Source organism: Nonomuraea sp. NPDC004354 (assembly GCF_053602555.1).
On the sequence record NZ_JBSGDV010000002.1, the window covers coordinates 223,859 to 250,148 of the forward strand.

Below are 26,290 nucleotides of genomic sequence, written 5' to 3' on the forward strand. Positions count from 1 at the left end.
CGTGACCACTGCGCAGGAGGCGGCCCTCGAGGCGGGCACCTACGAGGTGCTGCGCAACCGCCTGTCGGTCCAGGCCAGGGAGCTGGCCAGGGCGGCCGAGGCGGTCAACGAGGAGCGGCTCAAGGTCTTCGGCGGTGCCGAACTCCGCCTGATCGGCACCGAGCGGATCCGTACGGAGAACAACTGCGTCCCCCGCGACATCGTCTCGGTCGGCGACCTGATGCTCTTCGGCTACAACGTCTTCATCGGGCTGAAGCCGGAGACGGCTGTGGATGACGTGTTCTCCGTCCACAGGTTCAGCCGCGACGGCGACGCGTTCAGGTTCGACGCGGAACAGTTGGGGGCGCTCAGCGACCCGGCGTTCCGGAAGGACTTCGCGGAGTTGTACCGCTACTACAAGGAGACCAGGCTCCTGCAGCTGCGACGGCTGGAGGGCAAGCTGCTGGCCGTCTTCCAGACGGGGCCGACCGACCTGCGGGTGCTGCGCTGGGCCGTCGACACCCACGGGGCGACCGCCTACCTCGACAACAGGGGCGAGCGCGACCACGTCTTCCCGCCCTCGCACGACTTCGAGTGGACGCCGACCACGCGAGACGACCACGTGCTCGGCCGGCACCCGCACATCTCCATCGAGGACGAGGTGTTCGTCGAGACGGTCGGCGGCGACCTCACCATCAAGATCGAGAACAACACGGAGTCGGGCGAGGGCATCTACACCGAGCCCGTCGCCGAACCGCTCCAGTCGCTGGCCGACGCCGAGGTCGACCACGCCAGGATCGGGCCGCTCATCCTGCTGCGCGTCAAGCCGTACAAGGAGACCGAGTGGCGGCACCTGGTCTTCAACACCCGCACCAAGTCCGTCACCAGGCTCGACGGCATCGCGCTGGCCTGCCAGCGGCTGCCCGAGGACCAGGGCATCATCTTCCCCGGCGGCTACTACCTGTCCACCGGCGTGTCCAAGACCTTCGACACCCAGGTGGCCGACCTGGAGTTCGAGCGGGTGATCCGCTCCCCCAACGGCGAGGACGTGCTCTACGTCTTCCACGCGCGGGCCGACGGCCGGTCGCTGCTGCTGCCGTACAACGTGATCAGGAAGGAGATCGCCAACCCGCTGCCGTGCCACGGCTACTCGCTGTTCGACGACGGCACGCTGGTGGTCTTCAGGGCGACCTCGGAGGAGCCGACGCGCGTCCACCCCATGCAGGTGTGGCAGACGCCGTACGTCTCCGACACCTACGCCGCCGCCCAGCCCACGGGCACCGGGCCGCTGGAACGCATCGGCAACGCCGAGCTGGTGCGCGGCATCTCCGACTGCCTGTCGGTGGCCCGCATGGTCGAGGAGATGGCGCCCTCCCAGGCGACCTTCGAGGCGCTGATCGCCGCCTGCACCCGGGCCTTCGACCACTACCACTGGCTGGGCGACCACGGGCTGCGCGGCCCGCTGGGCGACGTGCGCGCCACCGCCGAGCAGGTCCTCGACGAGTACGAGAACGTCGCCGAGCTCACCCGGCAGGCCGCCGCCACCATGGAGGCCGCCACCGCCGAGACCACCACTCTGGTACGGCAGGCCGGCGCCGAGACGCCGGCCTCGGCCGACGCCTGGGTCGCCCGCCTGGCCGAGCTGCGCCGGGCGCAGGGCCGCCTGGTGACGCTGCGCGAGGTCCGCTACATCGACCTGGCCGCCCTCGACCGGCTCGCCGCCACGCTCGCCGACGAGCTGGCGTCCACCGGCCGGCGGGCGGTGGCGTTCCTGGAGGGCGCCGACGCCTTCACCGGCTACCACGCCGCCGTCGCCCAGCTCGAGGCCGACGCCGCCGCCATCGCGACCGCCGCCGCCGCCGAGCCGGTCGCCGAGCGGCTCGTCGCCCAGGCCGAGGGGCTGGAGGTCGTCACCGAGGTGGTCGGCTCCCTCGACATCGCCGACGCCACGGTCCGCACCTCCATCCTCGAACGCATCGGCGAGGTGCTCGGCGGGGTCAACCGGGCTCGCGCCGTCCTCGACGGCCGCCGCACCCACCTGCTCGCCACCGAGGGACGAGCCGCGTTCGCCGCCGAGTTCGCCCTGCTCGGGCAGGCCGTCACGGGCGCGCTGGCGATGGCCGACACCCCCGAGCGCTGCGACGAGCAGCTCGGCCGCCTCATGCTCCAGCTCGAGACGCTGGAGTCGCGCTTCGGCGAGTTCGACGACTTCGCCGCCCAGCTCACCGCCAAGCGCGAAGACGTCTACGAGGCCTTCTCGGCGCGCAAGCAGACCCAGCTCGACGAGCGGGCCCGGCGAGCCGACCGCATCGCCGCCTCCACCGATCGCATCGTCGCGAGCGTCACCCGGCGGGTGTCGGCGCTGACGTCCCTCGACGAGATCAACACCTACTTCGCCACCGACCCCATGGTCGCCAAGCTCCGCTCCTCGGCGGGCGAGCTGCGGGCGCTCGGCGCCACCGTGCGCGCCGAGGAGCTCGACGGCCGCATCAAGGCCGCACAGCAGGAGGCGGGCCGGGCGCTGCGTGACCGTCTCGACCTGTTCTCCGCCGACGGCGAGACGCTCCGGCTGGGCCGCCACGCCTTCGCCGTCAACACCCAGCCGATCGACCTGACCCTGGTGCCGCACGACGGCGCCATGCACTTCTCCATCACCGGCACCGACTACCGCTCCCCCGTCCCCGCCTCCTTCGCCGACACACAGCCGTTCTGGTCCCAGCTGCTCGTCTCCGAAACCGCGGACGTCTACCGCGCCGAACACCTGGCCGCCTCGCTGCTGCCCACCGTCGCCCCGGGCGCCGACCTCGCCGCCGCGGTACGGCTCGCCGCCGAGGAGCGCTACGACGAGGGCTACGAGCGCGGGGTCCACGACCACGACGCGACCTCGATCCTCGCCGCGCTGCAACGGCTCCAGGAGGGCGCGGGCCTGCTGCGCTACCCTCCGGCGGCGCGGGCGGCGGCCCAGCTCTACTGGGCGTTCGGCCTGGATGATGTTTCACGTAAAACATTGGCCACGCGGGCCGCGTCACTGGTGCGAGCCCGTGCCGCCTTCGGCCGGGTGGAGGCGCTCGACACCCTGGCGGCGGAGCTCTCCACCGCCGTCTCCGCCTTCGTCGCGCCCCACGTCCTCGGCGCCGCGGACCCGGCCGCGGTGGCGCTCGCCGGCGAATACCTCGTCGAGGAGCTCGCCGGCCGGCCCGAGGGCTTCGTCACCAGCGCCGCCGCCAGGAGCATCCTCGACCGGTTCCGGCAGTCGCTCGGACCCGCCCGCGTCCGCGAGTTCGAGGAGGACCTGCGGGCGCTCGACCTGCCCGAACGCATCCAGCTCGCCGGCGCGTGGCTGAGCGCCTTCGACCGGTCCGACGACCTGCCGGAGGCGCTGGCCGTCCAGCTGTGCGAGCTGCCGCGCCACGACTCCAGCGCCACGCTCACCGCCACGGTCGAGGGGCTGCTCGGCACCCACGCCAGGATCACCGACCGGACGCTCACCCTGCGTCTCGACGAGACGCTGGCCAGGACACGCGCGTTCCGCGCCGAACGCGTCCCCGCCTACCGCGCCTACCAGAAGCGCCGCGGCGAGCTCGTCGCCCAGGAGCGCGACCGGCTCCGGCTGGACGAGTACAAACCCAAGGTGATGAGCGCCTTCGTCCGCAACCGGCTGCTCGACGAGGTCTACCTGCCGCTGATCGGCGACAACCTCGCCAAGCAGCTCGGCGCCGCGGGCGAGGGCAAGCGCACCGACCAGATGGGCCTGCTCCTGCTCATCTCCCCACCCGGGTACGGCAAGACGACGCTCATGGAATACGTCGCCAGCCGCCTCGGGCTGCTCTTCGTCAAGGTCAACGGGCCCGCGCTCGGCCACGAGGTCACCTCGCTCGACCCGGCCGACGCGCCCGACGCCACCGCCCGGCAGGAAGTGGAGAAGATCTCCTTCGCCCTGGAGGCGGGCACCAACGCCCTGCTCTACCTCGACGACATCCAGCACACCTCACCGGAGCTGCTGCAGAAGTTCATCTCGCTGTGTGACGCCCAGCGGCGCATCGAGGGCGTGTGGAACGGCCGCACCCGCACCTACGACCTGCGCGGCAAGCGCTTCGCCGTCTGCATGGCGGGCAACCCGTACACCGAGTCGGGGCAGCGCTTCCGCATCCCCGACATGCTCGCCAACCGCGCCGACGTCTGGAACCTCGGCGACGTGCTGTCCGGCAAGGACGACCTGTTCGCGCTCAGCTACATCGACAACGCCCTCACCTCCAACCCGGTGCTGGCCCCGCTGTCCACCCGCGACCGGGGCGACGTCGAGCTGCTGGTCCGCATCGCGCGCGGCGAGGAGGGCGTGCGCACCGACCAGCTCAGCCACCCCTACACCAAGGTCGAGCTCGACCAGATCCTCAGCGTGCTGCGCAAGCTGGTCAGGGTGCAGGAGGTGGTGCTGGCCAACAACCAGGCCTACATCGCCTCGGCCGCCCAGTCCGACGACTCGCGCACCGAGCCGCCGTACCGGCTGCAGGGCTCCTACCGCAACATGAACAAGCTGGCCGAGCGGATCGTGCCGGTGATGAACGACGCCGAGCTGGAGCAGGTGATCGACGACCACTACCTCGGGGAGGCGCAGACGCTCACCAGCGGCGCGGAGGCGAACCTGCTGAAGCTGGCCGAGCTGCGCGGGCGGCTCACTCCCGAGCAGGCGGCGAGGTGGGCGGACATCAAGGCGGCCCACCTGCGGACCAAGGCGCTGGGCGGGGCCGAGGACGACCCGATGACCCGCGCGGTCGGCGCCATCGGCCTGCTGGCCGACCGGGTGGGCGACATCGGCCAAGCCCTCCGCCATCCCGACCGCTGACCCACCGGCGGCGCAGGCCGGGTTCCCCTCCCCGCCCTCCGCCACCCCGACCCCTGAGCCCGTCCGCTGACCCACCGGCCTCGACCCCTGACCCACCGGCGGCGCCGAGCCGGATCGGCGGTCGGCCCAGCGCGCGGGGTCAGCGGATGGTGGAGTCCGGGTGGTCGGCGTCCCAGCGCCGGCGGGACTCGGCGATGGCCTCGCGGTGTTCGGCCGACCATGCGGTCATCGCCCTGAGCAGGTGGGTCAGGCTGTGCCCCATGTCCGTCAGCGCGTACTCCACCTGCGGCGGCACCGTCGGATACACCGTGCGGGACACCAGCCCGTCCCGTTCCAGCCGCCGCACGGTCAGGGTGAGCATGCGCTGCGAGATCCCGTCGACCGCCCGCTGCAGTTCCCTGAACCGCCGGACCCCGTGCGCCAGCTCCACCACGACCAGCACCGACCACTTGTCGCCGATGCGGTCGAGCACCTCCCTGATCCCGCAGTCCTCGGCGCAGGAGACGTGAGGCTCGCCCGAGGTGGTTACCCCGGTGTGAGTGGCTGACATGAATGTGCCTCCTTATGGCGGACGACCCCCGTCACGATACTGGTTACCAAAGAGAACCATCTGGCAAGGAGGCTGTTCATGATTCTGGTCACCGGCGGCTCAGGAGGGCTCGGCCAGCTGATCGTCAAGCGTCTGGCGGGGCGGCACGACGTGGTGGTCGGCAGCCGCACCCCCGAGCACGGTCAGCGCCTCGTGGACTTCGACCAGCCGGCCACGCTGGTGGAGGGCTTCCGGGGGGTCGGCACCCTGCTGCTGATCTCCGCGGGATACGGCGAGGACGACGTGGTCATCGCCCGGCACGAGGCCGCCATCAGCGCCGCCGAGCAGGCGGGGGTGGGTCACATCGTCTACACCAGCCTGAGCGGCGACGGCGACCACCTGACCTACGCGCTTCCCCACCGCTGGACCGAACGCAGGCTCCGGCGCGGCACCACCGCGTGGACCGTCCTGCGCAACGGCCTGTACGCCGAGTTCTTCGCCGGTCTCACCGTCCCCGACGCCGAGGGCAGGATCACCGCCCCGCTCGCCGACGGCCGCCTGTCCGCCGTGGCCAGGGAGGACCTGGCCGACGTCGCGGCGAGCGTCACGCTGGAGGCCGCCGCGCACGCCGGCCGTACCTATGAACTGGTCGGTGAGGAGGCGATCGGCGGCGCCGACGTGGCCGCGGCGCTGGGGGCGTCCTACGAGCCGGTCCCGCTGGCCGAGGCCCGGTCGGTGCTCCCGCTCCTGGGCCTGCGGGCCTTCCAGGAGCCGATGATCATGAGCACGTACTCGTCGATCGCCCATGGCTTCATGTCCGGTACGGCGGGCGACCTGCGCGCGCTGCTCGGCGGGACCCCGCGCAGGGCCCTCGACGTGATCACCGCGGTCCGGCCGGCCGCCTGAGGGGGGTGGGCGGCTTACCCGCTATTCGAGCCGTGCCAGCACGGTCCGCGCCACCTGGGCGATGGCGCGCAGTTCGTCCTCGGTGAGCAGGTCGATGAAGTGCCTGCGCACGGAGGCCACGTGTCCGGGGGCGGCCTCCTTGATCGTGCTGAGCCCCTTGGACGTGAGGACGATGGCCGCGCCCCGCGCGTCGTGGGCGACCTCTTCCCTGCTGACCAGCCCGCGCTCGGCCATGCGGGTGATGTGGTGGGAGAGCCTGCTCTTCGACCACCGCATGTGGACGGCGAGCTCGGTCAGCCGCATGCGGTGCTCCGGGGCCTCCGACAGGTTCGACAGGACGTCGTAGTCGGGCTCGGACAGCCCCGACTCGCGCATCAGGTCGCGCTGGATCTCCAGATCGAGGAGCAGCCGCATCCGCCGGTAGCCGATCCAGGCGGCGTACTCTGTCTCGTTCAGCCAGTTCACGCGCCCCAATCTAGGGCTCGGGCCACCGATTCCGCCGTCGCGGGTACCAGCGGGAGCCGTACGTCGGGCGTGGGGATGAGGCCGTGCGCGTGCAGCACGCCCTTGATCACGGTCGGGTTCGGCTCGGCGAACAACTGCGCCGACAGGGCGGCCAGCCGGTGCCCGAGCGCCCGGTCCCACGAGGCGGCCATGGACACGAACGAGGCGGTGTGCAGGTGCGCGGAGGCCAGGATGCCGCCGGTGGCGCCGAGCGCGAGCATGGGCGACAGGTAGGTGTCGTCGCCGGTCAGCACGGAGAAGTCCGGCGGCAGGTCGCCGAGCAGCGCGACGGCGTCCTGGTCGACGGCGCCCGTGGCGTACTTGACCCCGGTGATCATCGGGTGCTCGCCGAGCCGCCGCAGGGTGGCGGCGGTCAGCGGCTGTCCCGTCCGGTAGGGGATGTGGTAGATCACCAGCGGCACCGGGGTGCGCTCGGCGAGCCGTTCGAAGTGCGCCAGGACGCCGCGCTCGCCCGGCCGGACGAACGCCGGCACGGTCACGAGGGCGGCCGTGGCGCCTTCGGCCAGCTCCACGTCGCCGACGATCAGCTGCGTGCCGTACGCGGCGGTCACGTCGCGGCAGATCCGCACCACCTGGTGGCGCTCGGCGGGCGTCAGCGAGGAGGGCTCGCCCGTCGTCCCGAGGGCGACCAGTCCCGCGGCGCCCTGGTCGAGCGCGCCGGCGGCGAGCTTCTCCAGCGCGTCGTAGGCCACCTCCCCCGAGGCGGTGAACGGCGTGATCAGCGGTACGTAGATTCCGGAAAGCATGCCTTTCACCCTGGCGGACGGACCACCATCACCACCAGTTCACGTTTCTACGCCGCACCGTAAGGTGTTCTTATGCTCGATCCGAGGAAGCTCCGCCTCCTGCGCGAACTGTCGAGAAGGGGCACGATCGCCGCCGTCGCCGACGCGCTCACCTTCACCGCTTCGGCCGTCTCCCAGCAGCTCAGCGCGCTCGAACGCGAGGCCGGCCTGCCGCTGCTGGAACGGACGGGCCGCACGGTCGTGCTGACGCCTGCCGGGCGGGTGCTGGTGGAGCACGCGGAAACCGTCCTGGAGAGCCTGGAGCGGGCCGAGGCCGCGCTGGCCGCCACGCGCACCGGCCCGGCGGGGCCGCTGCGGATCGGCGCGTTCCCGACGGCGGCCCGCGCGCTGCTGCCCGGCGCGCTGGCCGTCCTGCGGAGCGATCACCCGGCGCTGGAGCCGATGATCTCCGAGATCGACCCCGCCGACGTCGCCGCCGCGCTGCGGGCGGGCGAGCTCGACGTCGCGCTGGTCCACGAGTACGACTTCGTACCCCCCGTGGTCGACGAGGGCATCGAGACCATGCCGCTGCTCACCGAGCCGATGTACCTCACGACCAGGCGCACCCTCGCCGAGGCCCGCGACGACGCGTGGATCGTCAGCACACCCGGCACGCTGTGCCACACCATGGCGGTGCGCGCCTGCCACGCCGCCGGGTTCGAGCCGCGTGTCGTTCATCACATCGACGACTTCGACACCGTCCTGCTGCTGGCGGCGGCCGGCCACGGCGTCGCCCTCGTCCCCCTGCTCGCCGCGGCGAATCCGCCGGTAGGCGTCATGTTGACCGCCCTGCCGATCGAGCGGCGTACGCTGATCGCCTTCCGCCGCGGGTACGGCACGCATCCCGCGCTGAGCCCGCTCACAGCCGCTCTCAGGCGATCCACAGCAAGGGCGACCCAGGCTGGAGGGCATGGATGAGTTGCTGAACACCCCCGCGATCACCCACGGCCTGCGCAAGGTGGAGAACAGGATGAGGCGGCTGGCCGGCTCCTCCGCGCTGCCCGGCATCAACGCGGGTGCCGACAGGATCATCACCGCGGGCGGCAAGCGCCTGCGTCCCGCGCTGACGCTGGCCACCTGCCTGGCCCTGGGGAAGACCCCCGACCGCCGGGTGATCACCGCTGCCGCGTGCGTGGAGCTGATCCACGCGGGCTCCCTCGTCCACGACGACCTCATGGACGGCGCCGCGCAGCGCCGGGGCGCCCGCACGCTCAACGCCGAGCTGGGCGAAGGCAAGGCGCTGGTCATCGGCGACTTCATGCTGGCCAGAGCGGGTCTGGCCGCGATCACCTCGGTGTCCAGGCCGGTCGCCGAGGTGCTGGCCGCGACGGTCGTCGAACTGGCCGAGGGCCAGTTCATGGAGACGGCCGACCAGTTCGACCCGGGCAGGACAGTCGAGAGCGCGCTGCGCTCGATCACCGGCAAGACCGCGGCGCTGTTCCGCGCCGCCTGCCTGGTCGCCGCCATCTGCGCGCACGCCTCGGACGAGGAGAAGGCCAGGATGGCCCTGTACGGCGAGCGGTTCGGCCTGATCTTCCAGATCCTCGACGACCTGCTCGACCTCACCGCGCCGGCCGAGCGGCTCGGCAAGCCGTCGGGCAACGACCTGCGCCAGGGCGTCTACACCCTCCCGATGCTGCGCGCGATGGCCAAGGACCCCTCGGTGCTGCGCGACGACGTCGCCGCCACCCTCGCCGCGCTCAGGGAGACCACGATCGTCGGCGACACCCTCGAGTACTGCCGCGGCCTGGCCGCCGACGCCGTCTCCGCGCTGCCCGTGATCCACGACAGCGAGATGGCCGCGATCATGTACGGCCTGCCGACCGCCTACATCGACCACGCGGAGCGGCAAACTTTGACCCGAGCAAGTTGAGATTTGTTGGTACAAAACTCAGGACGGCCGCTCATACTGGAGGCATCTGGCATCCCAGGAGCACGCTCATGCGGAAACCCCCGACGCCGCTCGAAGCGACGCAGTTCCTCCAACTGGCCGCCGTGGATTTCAACGGGATCTACGCGGTTCATCTGGCTGCCAAGGAGGAGCGGCTCAAGATGACCCGGTTAGCGATGAGCCTGCTGTCGGCGCCGTTCGCCGCCGCGATCGCGCTGACCAGCACCAAGGTGGTCGACCCCGCCAGCCTGACCAGGTGGGACACCGTGCCGTGGTACCTCTACGCGCTGGTGGCGGCCTTCGGCCTGCTGGGCGTGCTGCCCTTCCTGCGCCTGATCGAGGCGGTGAACGCGCACGCCAGGACGGCGAGGGCGCTCAACAACTTCCGGCTGCTCTACGTCACCCGCCTCAAGGACGAGTTCGACTGGTCGCCGAACCTGCCGGTCGACCCCCGCTACCCGGAGACCTACGCGCCGCTGGCGTGGCCGGGGGTCAACGTGATGATGCTGGCCCTGGTGAACTCCGCCTACCTGACGGTCGGCGTCACCGGGCTCAGCGGCGGCGAGCTCAACCCGCCGTTGCTGCTGCTGAGCATCCTGCTGGTGGCGCTGGTGCATTACTCGGTCTACTACGTGCGCTGCAACGTGACCAGGCGGCGCCGCCTGCCCCACAACCCCTACAACTTCCCGAACGTGGAGACCTGATGGCAGAGCCCACGAGGTGGGCGTCGTGTGGGGAGGCGTGGATATGGCTGATGCGGCACGTGCAGGCGTCCGGCGTGCCCGCCGACGACGACCGCGGCCCGGTCATCGAGGGCGCGGCGGTCCTGTTCGAGATCTGCGACGTGCGGTGGGACGACGACCCGATCCTCAGGCGGTACGGCGACGCCGCCAAGCACGCCCTCTACACCCGTAAGTTCACCGAGGGCGACGTCATCCCGCCGTTCAAGTACAGCTACGGGCAGCGCCTGACGCCCCAGCTGGAGTGGGCGACCACGCTGCTGCGGGCCAGGCCGTACAGCAAGAGCGCGTGGGTGTCGCTGACCAGGCCGGGCGAGCCGTACGACGCCGTGCCGTGCCTGGCCGCGGTGGCGGTCAGGATCAGGGAGGGCGCGCTGGTCATGACGGCGTCGTTCCGCTCGCAGAACGCCTACACCTGCTACCTGAACTACGTGCCGCTCAGAGACGTCCAGGCCGAGATCGCGCGGGATCTCGGCCTGGGCTGCGGCCCCCTGCGGGTGTTCGTGGACGTCCCGCACCTCTACCTGGCCGATCTCACACAGGTCCAGCGGATCGCACAGTCCTGAGCGGGGCGACCCCGGCAGGCATAGGGTCGTCCATCGCCCCGTCAAGTGTTCTGCAAGTCGGTTGACTAGCCTGCTTCGCGTGAAGGCGCGCATCGTGGACATAGCGACGTACCTCCCCGGCCTGACGCGGACGAGCGGCGAGGTCGAGGAGCGGATCGAGGGATTCAGGGCGCCCAGCGGGCTCATCGAACGCCTGACGGGCATCAGGCGCAGGCATGTGGCGGCGGGCGACCAGCAGGCCTCCGACCTGGCCGCCGAGGCGGCCAGGCAGCTCGACACAGACGTCGACCTGCTGGTCTTCGCCTCCGCGTCGCAGGACATGGTCGAGCCGGCGACCGCGCACATCGTGGCCGCGAAACTGGGCCTGTCGTGCCCGGTGTTCGATGTGAAGAACGCCTGCAACAGCCTGCTCAACGGGATCCAGGTGGCCGAGGCGCTGATCGTGTCCGGCGCGTACCGCAGGGTGCTGGTGTGCTCCGGCGAGACTCCGAGCCGGGCGATCAGATGGCAGGTGGAGGACCGCCGGCAGTTCGTCGAGTCCTTCGCCGGCTACACGCTGTCCGACGCGGGAGCCGCGGTGCTGGTCGCCGCCGACCCGCGACGCGGCATCTTCTACCGCGACTTCTCCGCCGACAGCACCGCGTGGGACGTCGGCACGCTGCCCGGCGGCGGCTCCACGCATCCCCGCGACCCCGAGCACTCCTACTTCCGCGGCGACGGCCGCCGGTTGAAGGAGGCGTTCGAGAAGGTCGGGCCCGACATCTTCCTCAACGCCCTCAAGCGGACGGGGCTGTCGTGGACGGACTTCTCGATCGTCGCGGTGCACCAGGTGGCGCTGCCGTACCTGCGCTTCCTGGCCGACACGCTGGGCATCCCCGAGGACAGGCTGGTCGTCAGCCTGCCCGAGCACGGCAACTGCGCCTCGGCCACGCTCCCATTGCAGCTCCAGCTGGGCGGCTGGGCGCCGGGCGACAGGGTGGCGATGCTCGGCCTCGGCGGCGGCATCAGCATGGGCGTCATGCTGGCGGAGATGTGATGCGCCTCTGGGTCGTCGTGCCCGCCTACAACGAGGCGGCCAGCATCGGGGCGACGCTGCGCGCCCTGCGCGAGCAGCACGACCGCGACTTCACCCTGCTGGTCGTCGACAACGCCAGCACCGACGGCACCGCCGAGGTGGCCCGGTCGTTCGGCGCCGAGGTCGTCCACGAGACGCGCAAGGGCACCGGCGCCGCCTCCGACACCGGCATGCGCCACGCGATCGCCAACGGCGCCACCCACCTGGCGCGCACCGACGCCGACTGCCTGCCGCGCGCCGACTGGACGGCGAACATCCGCCGCGCCTTCGACGACGGCCTCGAACTGGTCGGCGGCAAGCTGCGGGCGCGCACCGACGAGTTCCCGCTGAGACTCTGGGAGCGCCGCCTCATCCCCGCCGTGGTCGAGACCGCCGCCTTCTTCGGCAAGGTACGGCCGAGCAACCGCTCGCCCGAGTACCGCGGGCCGTACGTGATGATGCCCGGCGCCACCCTGGCGATCACCGCGGACCTCTACGAGCGCTCCGGCGGCTTCCCCCGCACCGCGATCGAGGAGATGCACGAGGACCGCGAGCTGGTCAACCGCGTGCGCAGGCTCACCGGCGCGTACGGCTCCCGCCGCGACGTCGTGGTGTTCGGCTCGGTGCGCCGCCTGCGCGCCTACGGCCTGGCCCGCACCCTCGCCTGGTACATCGACCACCACTACCGGCCAGACGTGATCGACATCCGATGACCCCTGAGACCAGGCTCTACCTGGCCGCGCACCCCTTCGCCTATCCCCTGGTCCGCCTGCTGGCGCGCATGGGCCCCGTGGTCCGTGTCCCCGGGCTCGGCGTGGTCGTCAACGACGCCGCCACCGCCCGCCGGGTGCTCATGGACCCGCGCTTCCGCAAGGACGGACCCGGCTCGCCGGGCGAGCTGTGGACACCGGTGCTCGGCCCGTCCGTGCTGCTCAACATGGAGGGCGCCGGCCACGCCGCGCTACGCGGCAAGCTCGCGCCGCTCTTCACTCCCTCGTCCGTCTCGGCGCTCGTCGCCGACGTGCTCGACCCGCCGTTGAAGCAGTTGTCCGCCCGGCTCGACCAGGGCGAGCGGGTGGACCTCGTGGACGCCATGCGGCTGATGGCCGGCTCGGTGATCTGCAGGGTGATCGGGCTCGGCGAGGTGCCCGCCGAACGGGCGCGGGCGCTGTTCGCCGACGGGGAACGCGTGGCCGCCATGGTGTCGCTGCGCACCCGCAGGTTGTCGGACCGCCAGGTCGTGGCCGCCCGCGAGGTCCTCGACCGGATCGGCGACATCGCCTCCGCCGCCTACCTCGCCGGCGACCCGTCCACCGTCATGGGCAGGATGCGCTCGCTCGGACTGTCCGAAGCCGAGGCCAGAGGCGCGGCGGGCGCGTTCTTCCTGACCGGCACCGAGACCGTGGCCACCTTCGTCCCCCGCCTCGTCGCGCTGCTGCACGACCACGGCCACCTCGGCGGCGACCGGCGGATCGCGGGCGCCGACCTCGACCGCGCCGTCGAGGAGGCCATGCGGGTGACCACCCCCACCCCGGTGATGCTGCGCTCGGTCGCCGAACCCGCCACCGTCGGCACGATCCCGGTACGGCCGGGCGACCGCGTGCTGATCGCCACCCACAACTGCGCCCGCGCGCACGGCCCCTTCGACCTCTCCCGGCCGCACCCGCCCGAGCTGCGCAGGCTGTGGTTCGGCGCGGGGCCGCACTTCTGCATCGGATACCCGCTCGCGCTGGCCGAGATCCGCGCCGTCGCCGCCACCCTGCTCCAGCACGACCTGCGCGTCGTGGGCAGGCGGGCGGCGCGCGGCGTCCTCATCCCGACCTACGCGCACCTCTGGGTCAGGAAAGCATGATCGACATCATCTCCGGCGTGCTCGCCACCGCTGACAGCGCGCCCGGCAGGACCGCGCTGATCGCACCCGACGGGACGCCCGTCACCTACGGCGCGCTCCGCGACCGCCTCCTCACCGTCGCCCACGCCCTGCACGACACGGACGACTTCGGCGTCCTGTTCGCCGTCCGGCCGGGGCCCGACGCCGTCGCGCTGGCGCTCGGCGCGGTCGCCGCGGGCGGGACGCTCGTGCTGGCCGACCCCGGGCTCGCGCCCGAGGTGTTCGCGGGACGGATGGCGCACACCCGCCCCCGGTGGGTGCTGGCCGAATCGCTGCTGTACCTGCTCAGCGGGCCGCTGAAAGGAGTGGCCAGGCGCAGGGGGCTGGTGCTGCCGAACCTGCGCGAGCCGTTCCCCGGAGCCCGCCACCTCTACACGGGGCCGTGGCTGCCCGGCGTCCCCCGGGGCGCGCTCAGGCTGGACGGGCTGCCCGCCGTACCGGGCGGGTCCTTGGCGGGTGGGCTGCCTGCCGTACCGGGCGGGCTCCCTTTGGGGGGTGCGTTGCCTGCCGTACCGGGCGGGCCTGGGGTGGGCGGGCCGGTGACGTCGGACCAGGCGGCTGTGGTGGCCTTCACGTCCGGGACGACGGAGCGACCCAAGGGAGTCGTGCACACCAGGCGGTCGCTGGCCGCGGGGCTGCGCCTGTTCACCGAGGCGGTGCCGCTGGGGCCGGGCGACGTCGTGCACACCGACCAGTTCATCCTCGGTCTGCCCGCGCTCATCGCGGGCGCCACCTGGTCGATGCCGGGCCGCGGCGACTACGCGAGCGAGCTGGCCAGGCGCGGAGCCACCCACGCCTTCTCCGTTCCGGTACGGCTGCACGCGCTGCTGGAGCGCACCCCCAGGCTGCCCGCGACCCTGCGCTGCCTGCTGCTCGGGGCCGCGCCCGCGCCGCCCGCCGTTCTCCGGAGGGCGCGGCAGGCGGCGCCCGCCGCCGACATCCTGTCGGTGTACGCGATGACCGAAGCGCTGCCGATCGCCGTCGCCTCCGCCGAGGACAAGCTGGCCGCGACGGGCGGCGACCTGCTCGGCGCCCCGCTGCCGGGCGTGGGTGTGCGGGTCGCCGACGACGGCGAGCTGTTCGTGAACGGGCCGCACCTCGCCCGCGGCTACCTCGGCGACCCGCCGCTCACCGAGGTGGCCACCGGCGACCTGGTCCGCCTCGACGCCGACGGCAGGCTGGTGCTGCTCGGCAGGAAGAAGGACATGATCCTCAGGGACGGCGTCAACATCTATCCCGGCGTCTACGAACCCGCCATCGCCGCGCTGCCGGGCGTCGGCGAAGCGGCGGTCGTCGGCCTGCCCGACCCCGACACCGGCGACGAGGAGGTCGTCCTGGCGCTGACCACGACGGCGGGCTACGACGAGAAGCTGGTGCGCAAGGCGCTGCCCGACCTCATGGACGCCCCCGCGCTCCCCGACCGCATCGTCACGCTCGCCGAACTGCCCCGCAAGGGCCGCAGCGACAAGCTCGACAGGGCCGCGATCAGACGGCTGGTGGCCCGATGACCCCCGCCTGCGGACACGCTCCCGGCCCGGCCTTCCATGCCGTCGGGGTCACCTGCCTCCGGGGGCTCGGGTGGGGCCTGTCATGAGGGTCGCGGTCACCGGGGCGTCCGGTTTCGTGGGTGGCGCCGTCTGCAGGGTCGCCGCCGCGCGGGGCTGGGAGGTGCTGGCGTACGGCCGGCGTCCCCACGCCGACCTGGGCACCGTCCCCTACACCTCGTGGGACCTGGTCCACGGACGGCCCCCGGACGAGCAGGTCGACGCGGTGATCCATTGCGCGGGCAGCGTCACCGACTGGGGTCCGCCGCGGGAGATCTGGCAGGCCAACGTCACGGGCACGCGCAACGCGATGGCCGCCTTCCCCGGCGCCCGCTTCGTCCACGTCAGCACGGCGAGCGTCTACGACCCGTTCCGCCCGACCGTCATGGCGAAGGAGGACGAGGCCCCGGTCAGGCGCTACGCCAACGCCTACGGCGCGGCCAAGGCCACCGCGGAGAACACCGTCATGGGCGCGGCGGTGATCCTGCGCCCGCACGCGATCTACGGCAGGGGCGACACCACGCTCCTGCCCCGCCTGCTGCGCTCGGTCAGGGCGGGCCGGCTGCTCGCCGTCGGCAGCGGCGCGACCAGGCTCAGCCTCACCTCTGTGGACAACCTCGCGCAGGCCTGCCTGCTGGCCGTCACGGCCCCGATCGGCGTCTACAACGTCACCGACAGCCACCCGGTCACCCTGGAGGCCGCGCTCCGCGAGGTGCTGCGCGAACGCCGCCTCGCCGCGGAACCGCTCTACGTCGGCGCGGGCCTCGCCATGCGGATGGCCGCCCTCTCCGAGATCGTCGCCGGGCTCACCGGCCGCCCACCCAGGCTGACCAGGTACGCCGTGGGCCACCTGGCCGTCGAGCGTACGCTGGACATCAGCCGGGCTCGCGACCTGCTGGGATACACCCCGGCACCCACCTCGTTCGCCGGAGCGGCCTCTTGGTGAAAGCTTGGACCGACGCGTTCCGCAACCTGGCCGATCGATCCGCAACCGTTACTAATCTGTGATGGATCTGCTGATAGCTGAGGTTGGGGCGGGATGGCTGGCAAAGGTCGCGAATTCGGCCCAGGTATGGGTGTGAGCCTGACGATCGGCTCGGCGCTGCTGTGGGGCGTGGCCCACATCGCCACGGGACGGCATCGCACCGGTTTCCTGCTCATGACGGTCTACCTGGTGCTCGTCGGGTTGATCGTGACCATGGCCACGGCCTTCCGCGGCCAGTTGCTGTCGCTGGCCGTCCAGCCCACCTGGCTCGCCGCGCTCACGGTCGCCATCGCGACGGTCGGCGTGACCTGGTCGGTCGTGATCCTCTGGTCCTTCTGGCTCGTCCGACCCAAGGGCGCGGGCCACAACCTGAACCTCGCCGTCGCTGGCGCGCTGTGCATGCTGGTCATCGCGCCGAGCGCGTGGGCCGGCCGCGTGGCCTACCTCTCCCATGACGTGGTGACCACCGTGTTCTCCGCCACCAGCACCAGCCCGGTGATCGCCAGGGACCCGTGGAAGGGCGCGACCCGCGTCAACATCCTGCTCGTGGGCGCCGACGCCGCCCCCAACCGCCCCGGCGTACGCACCGACAGCATGACCGTCGCCAGCATCGACACCGCCACGGGCGCCACGACGCTCTTCAGCCTGCCGCGCAACCTGCAGCAGGTGCAGCTGCCCGACGGCCCGGCCCGCGACCGCTTCCCCTACGGCTTCACCGGCGAGCCGCCCGCCACCCCTGGCCTGCTCAACGAGATCTTCCAGTACGCCGAGGACTACCCCGAGATGGTGCCGGGCGTGAAGAACGGCCACCGCGGCCCGGCCCTGCTCAAGCAGACGATCAGTGACATCCTCGGCATCCCCGTCACCTACTACGCCATGGTCGACATGGCGGGCTTCGCGCAGATCATCGACGCGATGGGCGGGGTCAGGATCACCATCAGGGAGCCGATCACCTACGGCAAGTACAACGAGGGCCTGCTGCCCGCCGGCACCCGCAAGCTGTCCGGCGAGGAGGCGCTGTGGTTCGGCCGCTCACGCACCTACAGCGACGACTACGTGCGCATGGGCCGCCAGAAGTGCCTGCTCAACGCCGTCGCCCAGCAGGCCGACCCGGTGACGCTGCTCAACAGCTTCGAGAACCTGGCCGCCGCCACCAAGCGGGCCATCTCCACCGACATCCCGGCCGACCTGCTGCCGGCGCTGGTCGACCTCGGGCAGAAGGTGAAGGGCACCCACATCAAGAGCCTCCAGTTCGTGCCCCCGTTGATCAACACGGCCTACCCGGACTGGCACCTGATCAGGCGCAAGGTGTCCGAGGCGCTGAAGGACAGGTCCGGCGCCCCCCGGCGTACCGTGTCGACCCCGTCCCCGTCGCCCACCCCTTCCTCCTCGGAGCGGGCGATCTCGCTGGACGAGGTCTGCTAGCGGCCCCCTCGACCGGCGGGGCCGCCGCCGCCCGGCACGAAGGGCGGAACGACGGCGGCGGCCAGCGCGAGGGTCGCCACGGCGGGCAGGGCTCGGACGTTGAGCACGATCTCCTTCGGTGACTTCACGGGGGCTTGAGGAGTGGATCCGTGCCCGGCCACGGGGCCGTGAACCGGACCGGCCCGGCGCCTGAGTGGGGATGGATGGTGTGGACGCCGAACCGGCCCGGGGCCGGTGCGGGCACGAACTGTGGGCGCGACCCGTGGACACGACCCGTGGGCACGACCCGTGAGCACGTAGCTGTGGACAAAGCCGTGGACACGAGCCGTGGGCACGAGCTGCGCGTACAGGGCGGGACACCGCCGGGCCGGCCCGGAGCCATGTGGGGCGTGGGGTGGGGCGGCGCCGGGCCGGAGACGGGGCGGTGTCGGCTACCGGGTCACGGTTGGCGGCACTGGTCCGGCCTGGGCCGGAGCGACGGACAGGAGCAGGCCACAGGCGGCGGGTAAGCGGGCGGGACGACGCATGGAACCTCCTGCGTGCGGTGACTGGGGGCGACCGTCTGATTACTTAAAGTAGTCGATCAGTCACGGAGAGTGCTAGAGGGATTCATGTCTCCGCCATGTCTGGGTAGGTAGGCCTCACCTCGAGGTACAGCACGGCTCACGGTGCCGCCACCCGCGCTCCCACAACCCCGGCCATTCAGCCGGCACGCGCGGCACCGAGCATCCACCCGCGCCCCGCAGCACCGGCCGACCACGCACCGACTGACCGAGCACCGGCCGACCGGCGGCAGGGCGACCCGAGGGCAGGGCGGGCGCCGGGGGCAGGGCGGGTGCCAGGGGCAGGGCGGTGCCGGAGGCAGGGCGACCCGGGGGCAGGGCGGTGCCGGGTTGGGTACAGGAGGGACACCGGGGCGGCCGCCACCGACCGATGGGATCGCATCATGACCACAGGCGCGCAGGCGCGCGAGATGGGCCTCTACCGCCACTACTTCGACCTGGTCGCCTCCGGGCGCAAGACCGTCGAGGTGCGCGTCCGCTGTCCCAACCTGAGCACCCTCAAGGCCGGTGACCGGATCAGGTTCGTCTGCGGCGACGACGACGCGGTCACCATGGTGCGGCGCGTCGCGTGTTACGCCTCCTTCGAGGAGATGTTCGCCGCCGAGGGCCCGGAGCGGGTCAACCCGGACAGCCCGCTGGCGGAGCAGCTAGCCGACGTCCGGCGCATCTACGGACCCGAGAAGGAGGCGCTCGGCGTCCTGGCCATCGAGATCGAGCTCGTCGGCCCCACCGAGTGGCCCGACAGCGCCGCCCCCTCCCGGCCGGGAGCTGACGGATCTCCCTCGTAATTCCGACTTGACTAGAAGGGAATGAAGGGTTTTGATGTGCATATAGCCGACTTATTAAGTAGGAAATAGGGAGTTGCGATGAAGAGGCTAGCCGCCGCCGTCGCCATACTGGCCATGACCTCGCTCGCGGCCGCGTGCGGGTCCTCCTCGTCGGGCGCGCCGGCTGCGGCCGCCAAGGAGGTGCGCCTCGGGTACTTCCCGAACATCACGCACTCCACCGCCCTCTACGGCGTCGAGAAGGGCATCTACGCCAAGTCTCTCGGCGTCCCCCTCAAGACCAGCACGTTCAACGCGGGTCCGGCCGCCATCGAGGCGGTCTTCTCCGGCGCCGTCGACGCCACCTACATCGGCCCCAACCCGGCCATCAACGCCTGGGAGAAGTCCAAGGGCAAGGCCATCAACATCGTGGCGGGCGCGGCCTCCGGCGGCGTCTATCTCGTCGTCAAGCCCGAGATCAACTCGGTGGAGGACCTCAAGGGCAAGAAGATCGCCACTCCGCAGCTCGGCAACACGCAGGACGTCGCCCTGCGCTACTGGCTGCAGGAGAAGGGCCTCAAGACCGACACCAAGGGCGGCGGCGACGTCAGCATCGTCCCGCAGGAGAACTCACAGACCCTGCAGACGTTCGCCACGGGTGACATCGACGGCGCATGGGTGCCCGAGCCGTTCGCCAGCAGGCTGGTCATCGAGAGCAAGGGCAAGATCCTGCAGGACGAGCGCGAGCTCTGGCCGGACAAGCAGTTCGTGATCACTCACCTGATCGTCCGGCAGGAGTGGGCCAAGGCCAACCCCGACCTGCTCAAGAAGCTCATCGAGGCGCACGTCCAGTCGACCGAGGAGATCAACGCCGACCCCGACGCCGCGGCGAAGGTGGTCAACGCCTCGGTCGAGAAGCTGACGGGCAAGCCGCTCAAGCCCGAGGTGCTGGCCAGCGCGTTCAAGAACATCACGTTCACCAACGACCCGATCGCCGCTTCGCTGACCGGCAGCGCCGACCACGCCGTGAAGGTCGGGCTGCTGAAGCCGGTGGACCTCAACGGCATCTACGACCTGAAGGTCCTCAACGAGGTCCTGGCCGCGAAGGGCCAGCAGTCGATCAAGGACAAGTGACATGACCGTCCAGGTGGACCGCCAGGTCGCGGTCAGGCTCGAAGGGGTCTCCAAGCTCTACGGCGACCTGCTCGCCCTCGACAAGGTCTCGCTCGGCGTGGCGCCCGGCGAGTTCGTCTGCCTCCTCGGCGCGTCGGGATGCGGCAAGAGCACGCTGCTCTCGCTGGTGGCCGGGCTCGACCGGCCGTCCGGCGGCACGATCACCACGACCGGCCGCAGGGTCGCGATGATGTTCCAGGAACCCGCGCTGTTCCCCTGGCTCACCGTCGCGGCCAACGTCGAGATGGCCATGCGGGCGCTGCCCAGGCGGGAACGGCGGGCCAGGGCCGAGGAGTTCCTCGAGATGGTCCACCTGGGCGGCTTCGGCCCCAAGCGGCCGCACCAGCTGTCGGGCGGCATGCGCCAGCGCGTGGCGCTGGCCCGCTCGCTGGCCCAGGACGCCGACGTGCTGCTCATGGACGAGCCGTTCGGCGCGCTCGACGCCATGACCCGCGACCTGCTCCACGACGAGCTGGAGCGGATCTGGCGCGAGCGGCGGCTGTCGGTGCTGTTCGTCACCCACAACGTCCGCGAGGCGGTACGGCTCGGCGACCGGGTCGTGCTGCTGAGCAGCAGGCCGGGCAAGGTCGTCGAGGAGTTCCCCGTGGAGCTCGCCCGGCCGCGCCGTACGGACTCGGCCGAGGTGGCGGGGCTGGCGGCGCGCATCACCGACCAGCTCAAGCAGGAGGTGGCCCGCCACGCCGGCGGCTCGCGTGAGTCGGGTCCCGCGGGTGGAGCCGGCCGCGAGGGAGGAACGCCGTGACCACCGACACTCACGCCGCCCAGATCGCCGGCCTCGACGCCCTGGAGATCACCGAGAAGCGGCGCGGCGCCCTGGCCGGCCGCCTCTGGGCGCGGGTCTGGCCGATCACGCTGGCGGTCGGCATCGTGCTGATCATCTGGCAGGGCGTGGTCTGGGCGGGGTTCTGGGAGCCCTGGGTCTTCGCCGGCCCGTCCGAGGTCTTCCCCGTGCTGTTCGACCGCCTGGCCACCGCCGAGTTCTGGCAGGCCGTCGGGGTGACCATGCGCAGGGCGGTGACCGGCTTCGCCGCCGCCGTGCTGATCGGCCTGATCGTCGGCGCGCTGGTCTCCAGGGTCAGGGTGCTGCGGGCGGCCTTCGGCTCGCTCATCACGGGGCTGCAGACCATGCCGTCGATCGCCTGGTTCCCGCTGGCGATCCTGCTGTTCAAGCTGAGCGAGAGCGCCATCACCTTCGTGGTGATCCTCGGCGCCGCGCCCTCCATCGCCAACGGCCTGATCACCGGCGTCGACTACACGCCGCCGCTGCTGCTGCGCGCGGGGCACGTGCTCGGCTTCCGCCGGCTCCAGCTCTACTGGCACGTGATCCTGCCGGCCTCGCTCCCGTCGTTCCTGGCGGGTCTCAAGCAGGGCTGGGCCTTCGCGTGGCGGTCGCTGATGGCGGGCGAGATCGTGGTCATCATCGCCAACCAGCCCTCGCTCGGCGAGCAGCTCCACTACGCCAGGGAGCTGGCCGACTCGGCGGGCCTGCTCGCCACCATGATCGTCGTGTTGCTGATCGGCATCGTCATCGACGTGCTCTTCGAGCTCGGTGACAACGCCCTTCGCCGCCGCTGGGGCCTTCGTGCGGATCTCCGCTAGGACGCAGTACGCGCTGCGGGCGGTCACCGAGCTGGCCGCGGCGCCGGAGGGCCCGGTGCCCGCCGAGCGGATCGCCGCGGCGCAGGGCATCCCCCGCAGGTTCCTGGACAACATCCTGTTGCAGCTGCGCAGGGCCGGGCTGATCCGCAGCCAGCGCGGCCCCGAGGGCGGCTACTGGCTGGCTCGCGACGCCGCCGCGATCACACTGGCCGACGTGATCGCGGTCGTCGAGGGGTGGCCGTCACCCGACGAGTATCCGGGGGTGGCCGAGCCGCTCGCCGACGTGTGGGCCGCCCTGCGCGAGCACGAGGAGAGGCTGCTGACCGAGATCACGTTCGCGCAGATCGTTTCGCTCTGACCAGGGTTTCGGCAAAATCACGCCGCCTCGCGTTCCCTTGTGTCATGCTGAATCGGTAACGGTTTTCATCGTCAGATGGGGCTTCAGCGTGAGAGTGGCGTTCGTTGGCAAGGGCGGCAGCGGCAAGACCACCGTGTCCGCACTGTTCTCGAGGTACGTGGCCGGTCAGGGCAGGCCGGTGGTGGCCGTCGACGCCGACATCAACCAGCACCTGGCGCTGGTCCTCGGCGTGGACGAGGAGCCCGAGCCGCTCGGCGGGCGCCTCACCGAGATCAAGGAGCTGCTGCGCGGCTCCAATCCGCTGATCCCCTCCGCCGCCGCGATGGTCAAGACGACCCCGCCGGGGCGCGGCTCGCGGATCCTGCGCTTCGCCGACCTGCCGTACACGGTGGCGACGCCGGAAGGGCCGCGCCTCATGGCCACCGGGCCCTTCAGCGAGGACGACCTCGGCGTCGCCTGCTACCACTCCAAGGTCGGCGCGGTCGAGCTGCTGCTCAACCACCTGGTCGACGGCCACGACGAGTACGTCGTGGTCGACATGACGGCGGGGGCCGACTCCTTCGCCTCCGGCCTGTTCACCCGGTTCGACGTGACCTTCCTGGTGGCCGAGCCGACCCGGCAGGGGGTGAGCGTCTACCGGCAGTACAAGGACTACGCCGCCGACCACGACGTACCCGTCGCGGTGGTGGGCAACAAGGTCCACGGGCCCGCCGACGTGGAGTTCCTGCACGACCAGGTCGGCGACGACCTGCTGACCTGGCTGGAGCACTCCACCGCGGTCCGCGCCATGGAGCAGGGCAGGCGGTTCACCCTCGACGACCTCGAACCGGCCAACGCCGAGGCCCTGTCGGTGCTGCTCAAGCACGTCGACGCGCAGGAGAAGGACTGGGAGAGGTTCGGCAGGCAGGCCGCGGAGTTCCACCTGCGCAACGCCCGCGCGTGGGCCAACGAGCGCACCGGGCGCGACCTCGCCGAGCAGATCGACCCCGGCTTCGTGTACGGCCCGGCGTCACTCGACTGTCGCCCTCAGGCCATCTAGAGCACGCCCACGACCACACCTAGCGTCGAGTGGGCCCCCTTCGAGAGGAGAAAGCATGTCGCTGACCGTTCCCAACGATCTTCTCGAGCAGGCGAGACAGGGTGAGATCGACGACGCGGCGTTCGTCGCCTGCGTCCGCGATTCCCTGCCCTACGCCTGGTCGATGATCAGCGAGCTGGTCAAGCAGCGTGAACATTCAGGAGCCGAGTTCGCCGACAACCACACCCCGCCCCCGGACGAGGAGGCTCGCGGCCAGCTCCTGCGCTGCCTGGCCAGCGACGCGATGCGCGGTGCCCTGGAGCGCCACTTCGGGGTACGGCTCGCCTTCCAGAACTGTCACAGGGTCGCGGTGTTCGACCCGGCCGCGACCGGCGCGCTCCGCGACTTCGTGACGCCGCGGGCGCAGATCCTCAACCAGCGGCCGGAGCTCGTCGACTGCTGATCCTGGGCAGCACCTCGGCACCGAGGCGCCGGATGTTCTCGAGGGTGCGGGCCCTGGTACCCGCACCCTCGACCATCAGGATGAGGTGCTCGATCCCGGTCACGGCGCGCGTGCGCTCGATGGCCGCCACGCAGTGACCGGCGTCGCCCACCGGGTGGGCGCTGGTCAGGAACTCCACGTAGCCGCGGATGTCGCGTGAGGGGCGGGCCCGTCCGTCCACGGGCACGTACCCGGCCAGTCCCGGCTCCAGCCACCGCGGCATCGCCTCGCTGAGCGTCCTGACGGCCTCACCGGTCGTGTCGGCGACATGGCCGACCGCCGCCGCCACATGGGGCGCCCGGGGGCCGCCCGCCGCCTCGTAGGCCGCGACGGCCGCCGCCTTCTCCTGGTCACCGACGTGCATCCCGAGCAGCATCGGCAGGCCCCTGCGGGCCGCGAGCCGCATGGTGTCCGCCGAGGTGCAGGCGACCACGGGCGTCATCCGCGCCGACGGCACCATCGCCACCTCCCTGAAGGAGAAGAACTCGCCGTCCGCGGCGACCGTGTCGCGCGAGAGCGCGGCGCACAGCACGTCGAGCGACTCGGCGAAGCCGCGCTCGAACCGGGGCAGGCCCGTCCCGAACACCTCCAGGTCCACCCAGGGGCCGCCCCTGCCCACTCCCAGCGTGAAGCGCCCGCCCGACAGGTGGTGGAGCATGGCCGCCTCCTCGGCCAGCGCCACGGGATGCCGGGTGGACAGCACGCTCACCGCGGTGCCGACGCCGATCCGCCTGGTCCTGCCCAGCGCCAGCGCCGCGAACGCGACGGCGGAAGGGCAGACGCCGTAGGACATGAAGTGGTGCTCGGCGATCCACACGTCGTCGAAGCCCGCCTCCTCGGCCGCCTCGACGGCGGCGAGCGCGTCGCCGAGCACCCGCGCGGGCTCCTGCCCGGGGAAGGCAGCCGCGACGAGGAAGACGCCGATCCGCATTCCCCGATTGTGCGTCGCCGGGGCTCAGCCGAACAGGGAGATCTGCCCCTCGCCGACCGCCGCGTCCCTGTGCTTCTTGAGATGGCGCCATCGCGGCAGGTCGTCCAGGTAGGACCAGGACAGGCGGTGGTGCGGCGTGGGGCCGTGCTCGGCCAGCGCGGCCTGGTGGACGGGCGAGGGGTAGCCCGCGTTCTCCGCGAAGCCGTACTCGTCGCAGCCGAGGTCCGCCATGAGGGTGTCGCGCCGAACCTTGGCCAGCACCGAGGCGGCGGCCACCGAGATGCTCGCCTGGTCGCCCTTGACCTCCAGGCGGACCGGCCACGGGGCGCCGATGTAGTCGTGGGAGCCGTCGAGGATCACCACGTCGGGCCGCACCGGAAGGGCCTCGAGGGCCTGCCGGGCCGCCCTGCGCAGCGCCTCCGTCATGCCCAGGGCGTCGATCTCCTCGTGGGAGGCCGTGCCGTACGCGATGCCCTTCGCCCACCGCTCCAGCTCGGGCACGAGCGCGGTGCGCCGGGCGGCCGACAGCTGCTTGGAGTCGGTCAGCCCGCCGGGCGGCTCGGACAGGTCGGTGACGACCGCGCAGACCATGACGGGGCCGGCCCACGCGCCGCGGCCGACCTCGTCGACGCCCGCGACGATCTTTCCGCGGGCGCCCGCGAGCAGGGTCTCGATCTCGTACGTCGGAGCCACGGCACCGAAGGCTACCGGTGCGCCAGCCTGACGGGCTCCAGATCGGCGGCGAGATAGCGGGCGGCGACGTGGATCGCCCGCAGCGTCACCGACACCGAGGGCCGGTGGACGCTGGAGCGCCGGGCGACGGCCAGCACGTCACGGCCTCCGGCGGAGCCGGGGAACTGGCGCACCGCGATGCCCCGCACGCCCGCGGCCAGGGCCAGGGCGGGGACGGCGGCGATGCCGATGCCCTTGGCCACCAGGGACAGGATGGTGCCGAGGCCCTCGAACTCCCAGGGCGTCGGCCGCGCGCCGCCCACGTCGGCGAAGAGCCTGTCCACGGCCAGGCGGGACGGCTCGCCGTCAGGGGTGGCCATCCACGGCTCGTCGCGCAGCTCCCGCAGGTCGATCGGCACCTCGGGGTCGGCCAGGCGGTGCCTGCGCGGCACCACGAGGACCAGCGGGTCGTGCAGGAGGGGGAAGACCCGCAGCGACTCGCTGTCGTGCGCCCTGCCGTACCAGTCGTCGACGAGCGCGATGTCGACCTCGCCCGACTGCACCTCGCGCATGCCCCGCCCGGAGCGCGACTGTCCCAGCCTGATCGTCAGCTCCGTGTGGCGGCGCAGCGAGCGCGCCAGCACCGGCGCGAAGGCGACCGCCGCCGTGGGGAAGGCGGTGAGCACCACGCGGCCCGCGGGCGTGCCCGCCTGCGCCGACAGGTCGGACTCCGCCTCCTCGACCATGGTCAGGATGCGCTCGGCGTGCGCCACCAGGCGCCGGCCCGCGTCGGTCAGCTCGGCGCTGCGCGCGGTGCGGTCGAGCAGCGCGGTGCCCGCCTCCCGCTCCAGCGCGGCCAGTTGCTGCGAGACCGCCGAGGGACTGTATCCCAGCGACTCGGCGGTGGCGGCGATGCTGCCCCGCCGAGCGAACTCGCAGATCACCACAAGACGCCGCAAATCGAGCATCGGACTTCCTTATGCCTACCCATGAAAAGCCTCGCTTGTGCTGATGCCTTCATACAAC

The 26,290-nt window shown here is 71.8% G+C and carries 26 protein-coding genes; 19 read left to right on the plus strand and 7 right to left on the minus strand.

Features of this window, described 5'->3' with window-relative positions:
* Position 1: 1 nt before the first annotated feature.
* Positions 2-4,822 carry a DNA repair ATPase gene (locus tag ACWENQ_RS06705; RefSeq protein ID WP_452413108.1) on the plus strand — a complete coding sequence of 1,607 codons (4,821 nt, stop codon included), beginning with the start codon at positions 2-4 and terminating at the stop codon, positions 4,820-4,822.
* Between the two features lie 139 nt (positions 4,823-4,961).
* On the opposite strand, the gene ACWENQ_RS06710 is transcribed toward ACWENQ_RS06705, so the two are convergent.
* Positions 4,962-5,372 carry a winged helix-turn-helix transcriptional regulator gene (locus ACWENQ_RS06710; protein WP_354921027.1) on the minus strand — a complete coding sequence of 137 codons (411 nt, stop codon included), beginning with the start codon at positions 5,370-5,372 and terminating at the stop codon, positions 4,962-4,964.
* Positions 5,373-5,450: 78 nt separating this feature from the next.
* On the opposite strand from ACWENQ_RS06710, the gene ACWENQ_RS06715 reads away from it, so the two are divergent.
* On the plus strand, positions 5,451-6,257 hold the full coding sequence (locus tag ACWENQ_RS06715) for an NAD(P)H-binding protein (protein ID WP_452413109.1): 807 nt from the start codon (positions 5,451-5,453) through the stop codon (positions 6,255-6,257).
* A 21-nt stretch (positions 6,258-6,278) separates the two neighbouring features.
* Here ACWENQ_RS06715 and ACWENQ_RS06720 read toward each other — a convergent pair whose 3' ends face one another.
* Together ACWENQ_RS06720 and ACWENQ_RS06725 are read right to left on the minus strand one after the other, a co-directional pair.
* On the minus strand, positions 6,279-6,722 hold the full coding sequence (locus ACWENQ_RS06720) for a MarR family winged helix-turn-helix transcriptional regulator (RefSeq protein ID WP_354921033.1): 444 nt from the start codon (positions 6,720-6,722) through the stop codon (positions 6,279-6,281).
* Entirely contained in the window at positions 6,719-7,528 is an 810-nt protein-coding gene (locus ACWENQ_RS06725) for a dihydrodipicolinate synthase family protein (RefSeq protein WP_449915820.1), read from the minus strand. Before ACWENQ_RS06725 ends, ACWENQ_RS06720 begins: the two co-directional genes overlap by 4 nt.
* Positions 7,529-7,600: 72 nt before the next feature.
* Here ACWENQ_RS06725 and ACWENQ_RS06730 point away from each other — a divergent pair, with 72 nt between their 5' ends.
* The 10 genes from ACWENQ_RS06730 to ACWENQ_RS06775 all read left to right on the plus strand — a co-directional run bounded on the left by ACWENQ_RS06730 (position 7,601) and on the right by ACWENQ_RS06775 (position 17,663).
* Positions 7,601-8,485, plus strand: a complete 885-nt coding sequence (locus ACWENQ_RS06730; RefSeq protein WP_449915821.1) for a LysR family transcriptional regulator — start codon at positions 7,601-7,603, stop codon at positions 8,483-8,485.
* Positions 8,478-9,440, plus strand: a complete 963-nt coding sequence (locus tag ACWENQ_RS06735) for a polyprenyl synthetase family protein (protein WP_452413110.1) — start codon at positions 8,478-8,480, stop codon at positions 9,438-9,440. Before ACWENQ_RS06730 ends, ACWENQ_RS06735 begins: the two co-directional genes overlap by 8 nt.
* Positions 9,441-9,508: 68 nt before the next feature.
* The gene (locus tag ACWENQ_RS06740) at positions 9,509-10,162 is read left to right on the plus strand and encodes a hypothetical protein (RefSeq protein WP_354921045.1); all 654 of its coding nucleotides are present in this window, start codon (positions 9,509-9,511) and stop codon (positions 10,160-10,162) included.
* Between the two features lie 50 nt (positions 10,163-10,212).
* Complete coding sequence (locus ACWENQ_RS06745; RefSeq protein WP_452413111.1) at positions 10,213-10,764, plus strand: hypothetical protein; 552 nt, start codon at positions 10,213-10,215, stop codon at positions 10,762-10,764.
* Positions 10,765-10,843: 79 nt separating this feature from the next.
* Entirely contained in the window at positions 10,844-11,800 is a 957-nt protein-coding gene (locus tag ACWENQ_RS06750; protein WP_452413112.1) for a 3-oxoacyl-ACP synthase III family protein, read from the plus strand.
* On the plus strand, positions 11,800-12,531 hold the full coding sequence (locus ACWENQ_RS06755; protein WP_452413113.1) for a glycosyltransferase: 732 nt from the start codon (positions 11,800-11,802) through the stop codon (positions 12,529-12,531). Before ACWENQ_RS06750 ends, ACWENQ_RS06755 begins: the two co-directional genes overlap by 1 nt.
* The gene (locus tag ACWENQ_RS06760) at positions 12,528-13,670 is read left to right on the plus strand and encodes a cytochrome P450 (protein ID WP_452413114.1); all 1,143 of its coding nucleotides are present in this window, start codon (positions 12,528-12,530) and stop codon (positions 13,668-13,670) included. Before ACWENQ_RS06755 ends, ACWENQ_RS06760 begins: the two co-directional genes overlap by 4 nt.
* On the plus strand, positions 13,667-15,217 hold the full coding sequence (locus ACWENQ_RS06765) for a class I adenylate-forming enzyme family protein (protein ID WP_452413115.1): 1,551 nt from the start codon (positions 13,667-13,669) through the stop codon (positions 15,215-15,217). Before ACWENQ_RS06760 ends, ACWENQ_RS06765 begins: the two co-directional genes overlap by 4 nt.
* A gap of 82 nt (positions 15,218-15,299) precedes the next feature.
* Positions 15,300-16,199, plus strand: a complete 900-nt coding sequence (locus ACWENQ_RS06770; RefSeq protein WP_452413116.1) for an NAD-dependent epimerase/dehydratase family protein — start codon at positions 15,300-15,302, stop codon at positions 16,197-16,199.
* Between the two features lie 126 nt (positions 16,200-16,325).
* Entirely contained in the window at positions 16,326-17,663 is a 1,338-nt protein-coding gene (locus ACWENQ_RS06775) for an LCP family protein (protein WP_449915836.1), read from the plus strand.
* On the opposite strand, the gene ACWENQ_RS06780 is transcribed toward ACWENQ_RS06775, so the two are convergent.
* The gene (locus ACWENQ_RS06780; RefSeq protein WP_452413117.1) at positions 17,660-17,791 is read right to left on the minus strand and encodes a hypothetical protein; all 132 of its coding nucleotides are present in this window, start codon (positions 17,789-17,791) and stop codon (positions 17,660-17,662) included. The genes ACWENQ_RS06775 and ACWENQ_RS06780 overlap by 4 nt on opposite strands.
* Before the next feature lie 818 nt (positions 17,792-18,609).
* Between ACWENQ_RS06780 and ACWENQ_RS06785 the strand changes: the two genes are divergently transcribed.
* From ACWENQ_RS06785 to ACWENQ_RS06815, 7 genes are all read left to right on the plus strand, one after another.
* Entirely contained in the window at positions 18,610-19,014 is a 405-nt protein-coding gene (locus ACWENQ_RS06785; RefSeq protein ID WP_452413118.1) for an ASCH domain-containing protein, read from the plus strand.
* A 78-nt stretch (positions 19,015-19,092) separates the two neighbouring features.
* Positions 19,093-20,124 (plus strand): ABC transporter substrate-binding protein, encoded by a 1,032-nt coding sequence (locus tag ACWENQ_RS06790; RefSeq protein ID WP_354921070.1) that lies wholly within the window; start codon positions 19,093-19,095, stop codon positions 20,122-20,124.
* Position 20,125: 1 nt separating this feature from the next.
* Positions 20,126-20,926, plus strand: coding sequence for an ABC transporter ATP-binding protein (locus tag ACWENQ_RS06795; RefSeq protein WP_452413119.1), 801 nt, complete (start codon positions 20,126-20,128; stop codon positions 20,924-20,926).
* Positions 20,923-21,783: an ABC transporter permease gene (locus tag ACWENQ_RS06800; RefSeq protein WP_354921077.1), complete on the plus strand. Its 861-nt coding sequence runs from the start codon at positions 20,923-20,925 to the stop codon at positions 21,781-21,783. Before ACWENQ_RS06795 ends, ACWENQ_RS06800 begins: the two co-directional genes overlap by 4 nt.
* Entirely contained in the window at positions 21,767-22,141 is a 375-nt protein-coding gene (locus ACWENQ_RS06805; RefSeq protein WP_354921079.1) for an RrF2 family transcriptional regulator, read from the plus strand. The genes ACWENQ_RS06800 and ACWENQ_RS06805 overlap by 17 nt, the downstream gene beginning before the upstream one ends.
* Before the next feature lie 88 nt (positions 22,142-22,229).
* On the plus strand, positions 22,230-23,180 hold the full coding sequence (locus ACWENQ_RS06810; RefSeq protein ID WP_449915841.1) for an ATP-binding protein: 951 nt from the start codon (positions 22,230-22,232) through the stop codon (positions 23,178-23,180).
* Between the two features lie 55 nt (positions 23,181-23,235).
* Positions 23,236-23,622 (plus strand): SCO5389 family protein, encoded by a 387-nt coding sequence (locus ACWENQ_RS06815; protein WP_449915844.1) that lies wholly within the window; start codon positions 23,236-23,238, stop codon positions 23,620-23,622.
* On the opposite strand, the gene ACWENQ_RS06820 is transcribed toward ACWENQ_RS06815, so the two are convergent.
* From ACWENQ_RS06820 to ACWENQ_RS06830, 3 genes are read right to left on the minus strand one after another with little or no spacing between them, the layout of a single operon-like run.
* Positions 23,591-24,592 (minus strand): LLM class flavin-dependent oxidoreductase, encoded by a 1,002-nt coding sequence (locus ACWENQ_RS06820; protein ID WP_452413120.1) that lies wholly within the window; start codon positions 24,590-24,592, stop codon positions 23,591-23,593. The genes ACWENQ_RS06815 and ACWENQ_RS06820 overlap by 32 nt on opposite strands.
* Positions 24,593-24,616: 24 nt before the next feature.
* Complete coding sequence (locus ACWENQ_RS06825; RefSeq protein ID WP_449915847.1) at positions 24,617-25,285, minus strand: ribonuclease HII; 669 nt, start codon at positions 25,283-25,285, stop codon at positions 24,617-24,619.
* A gap of 11 nt (positions 25,286-25,296) precedes the next feature.
* Entirely contained in the window at positions 25,297-26,232 is a 936-nt protein-coding gene (locus ACWENQ_RS06830; RefSeq protein WP_449915850.1) for a LysR family transcriptional regulator, read from the minus strand.
* Positions 26,233-26,290: the final 58 nt, after the last annotated feature.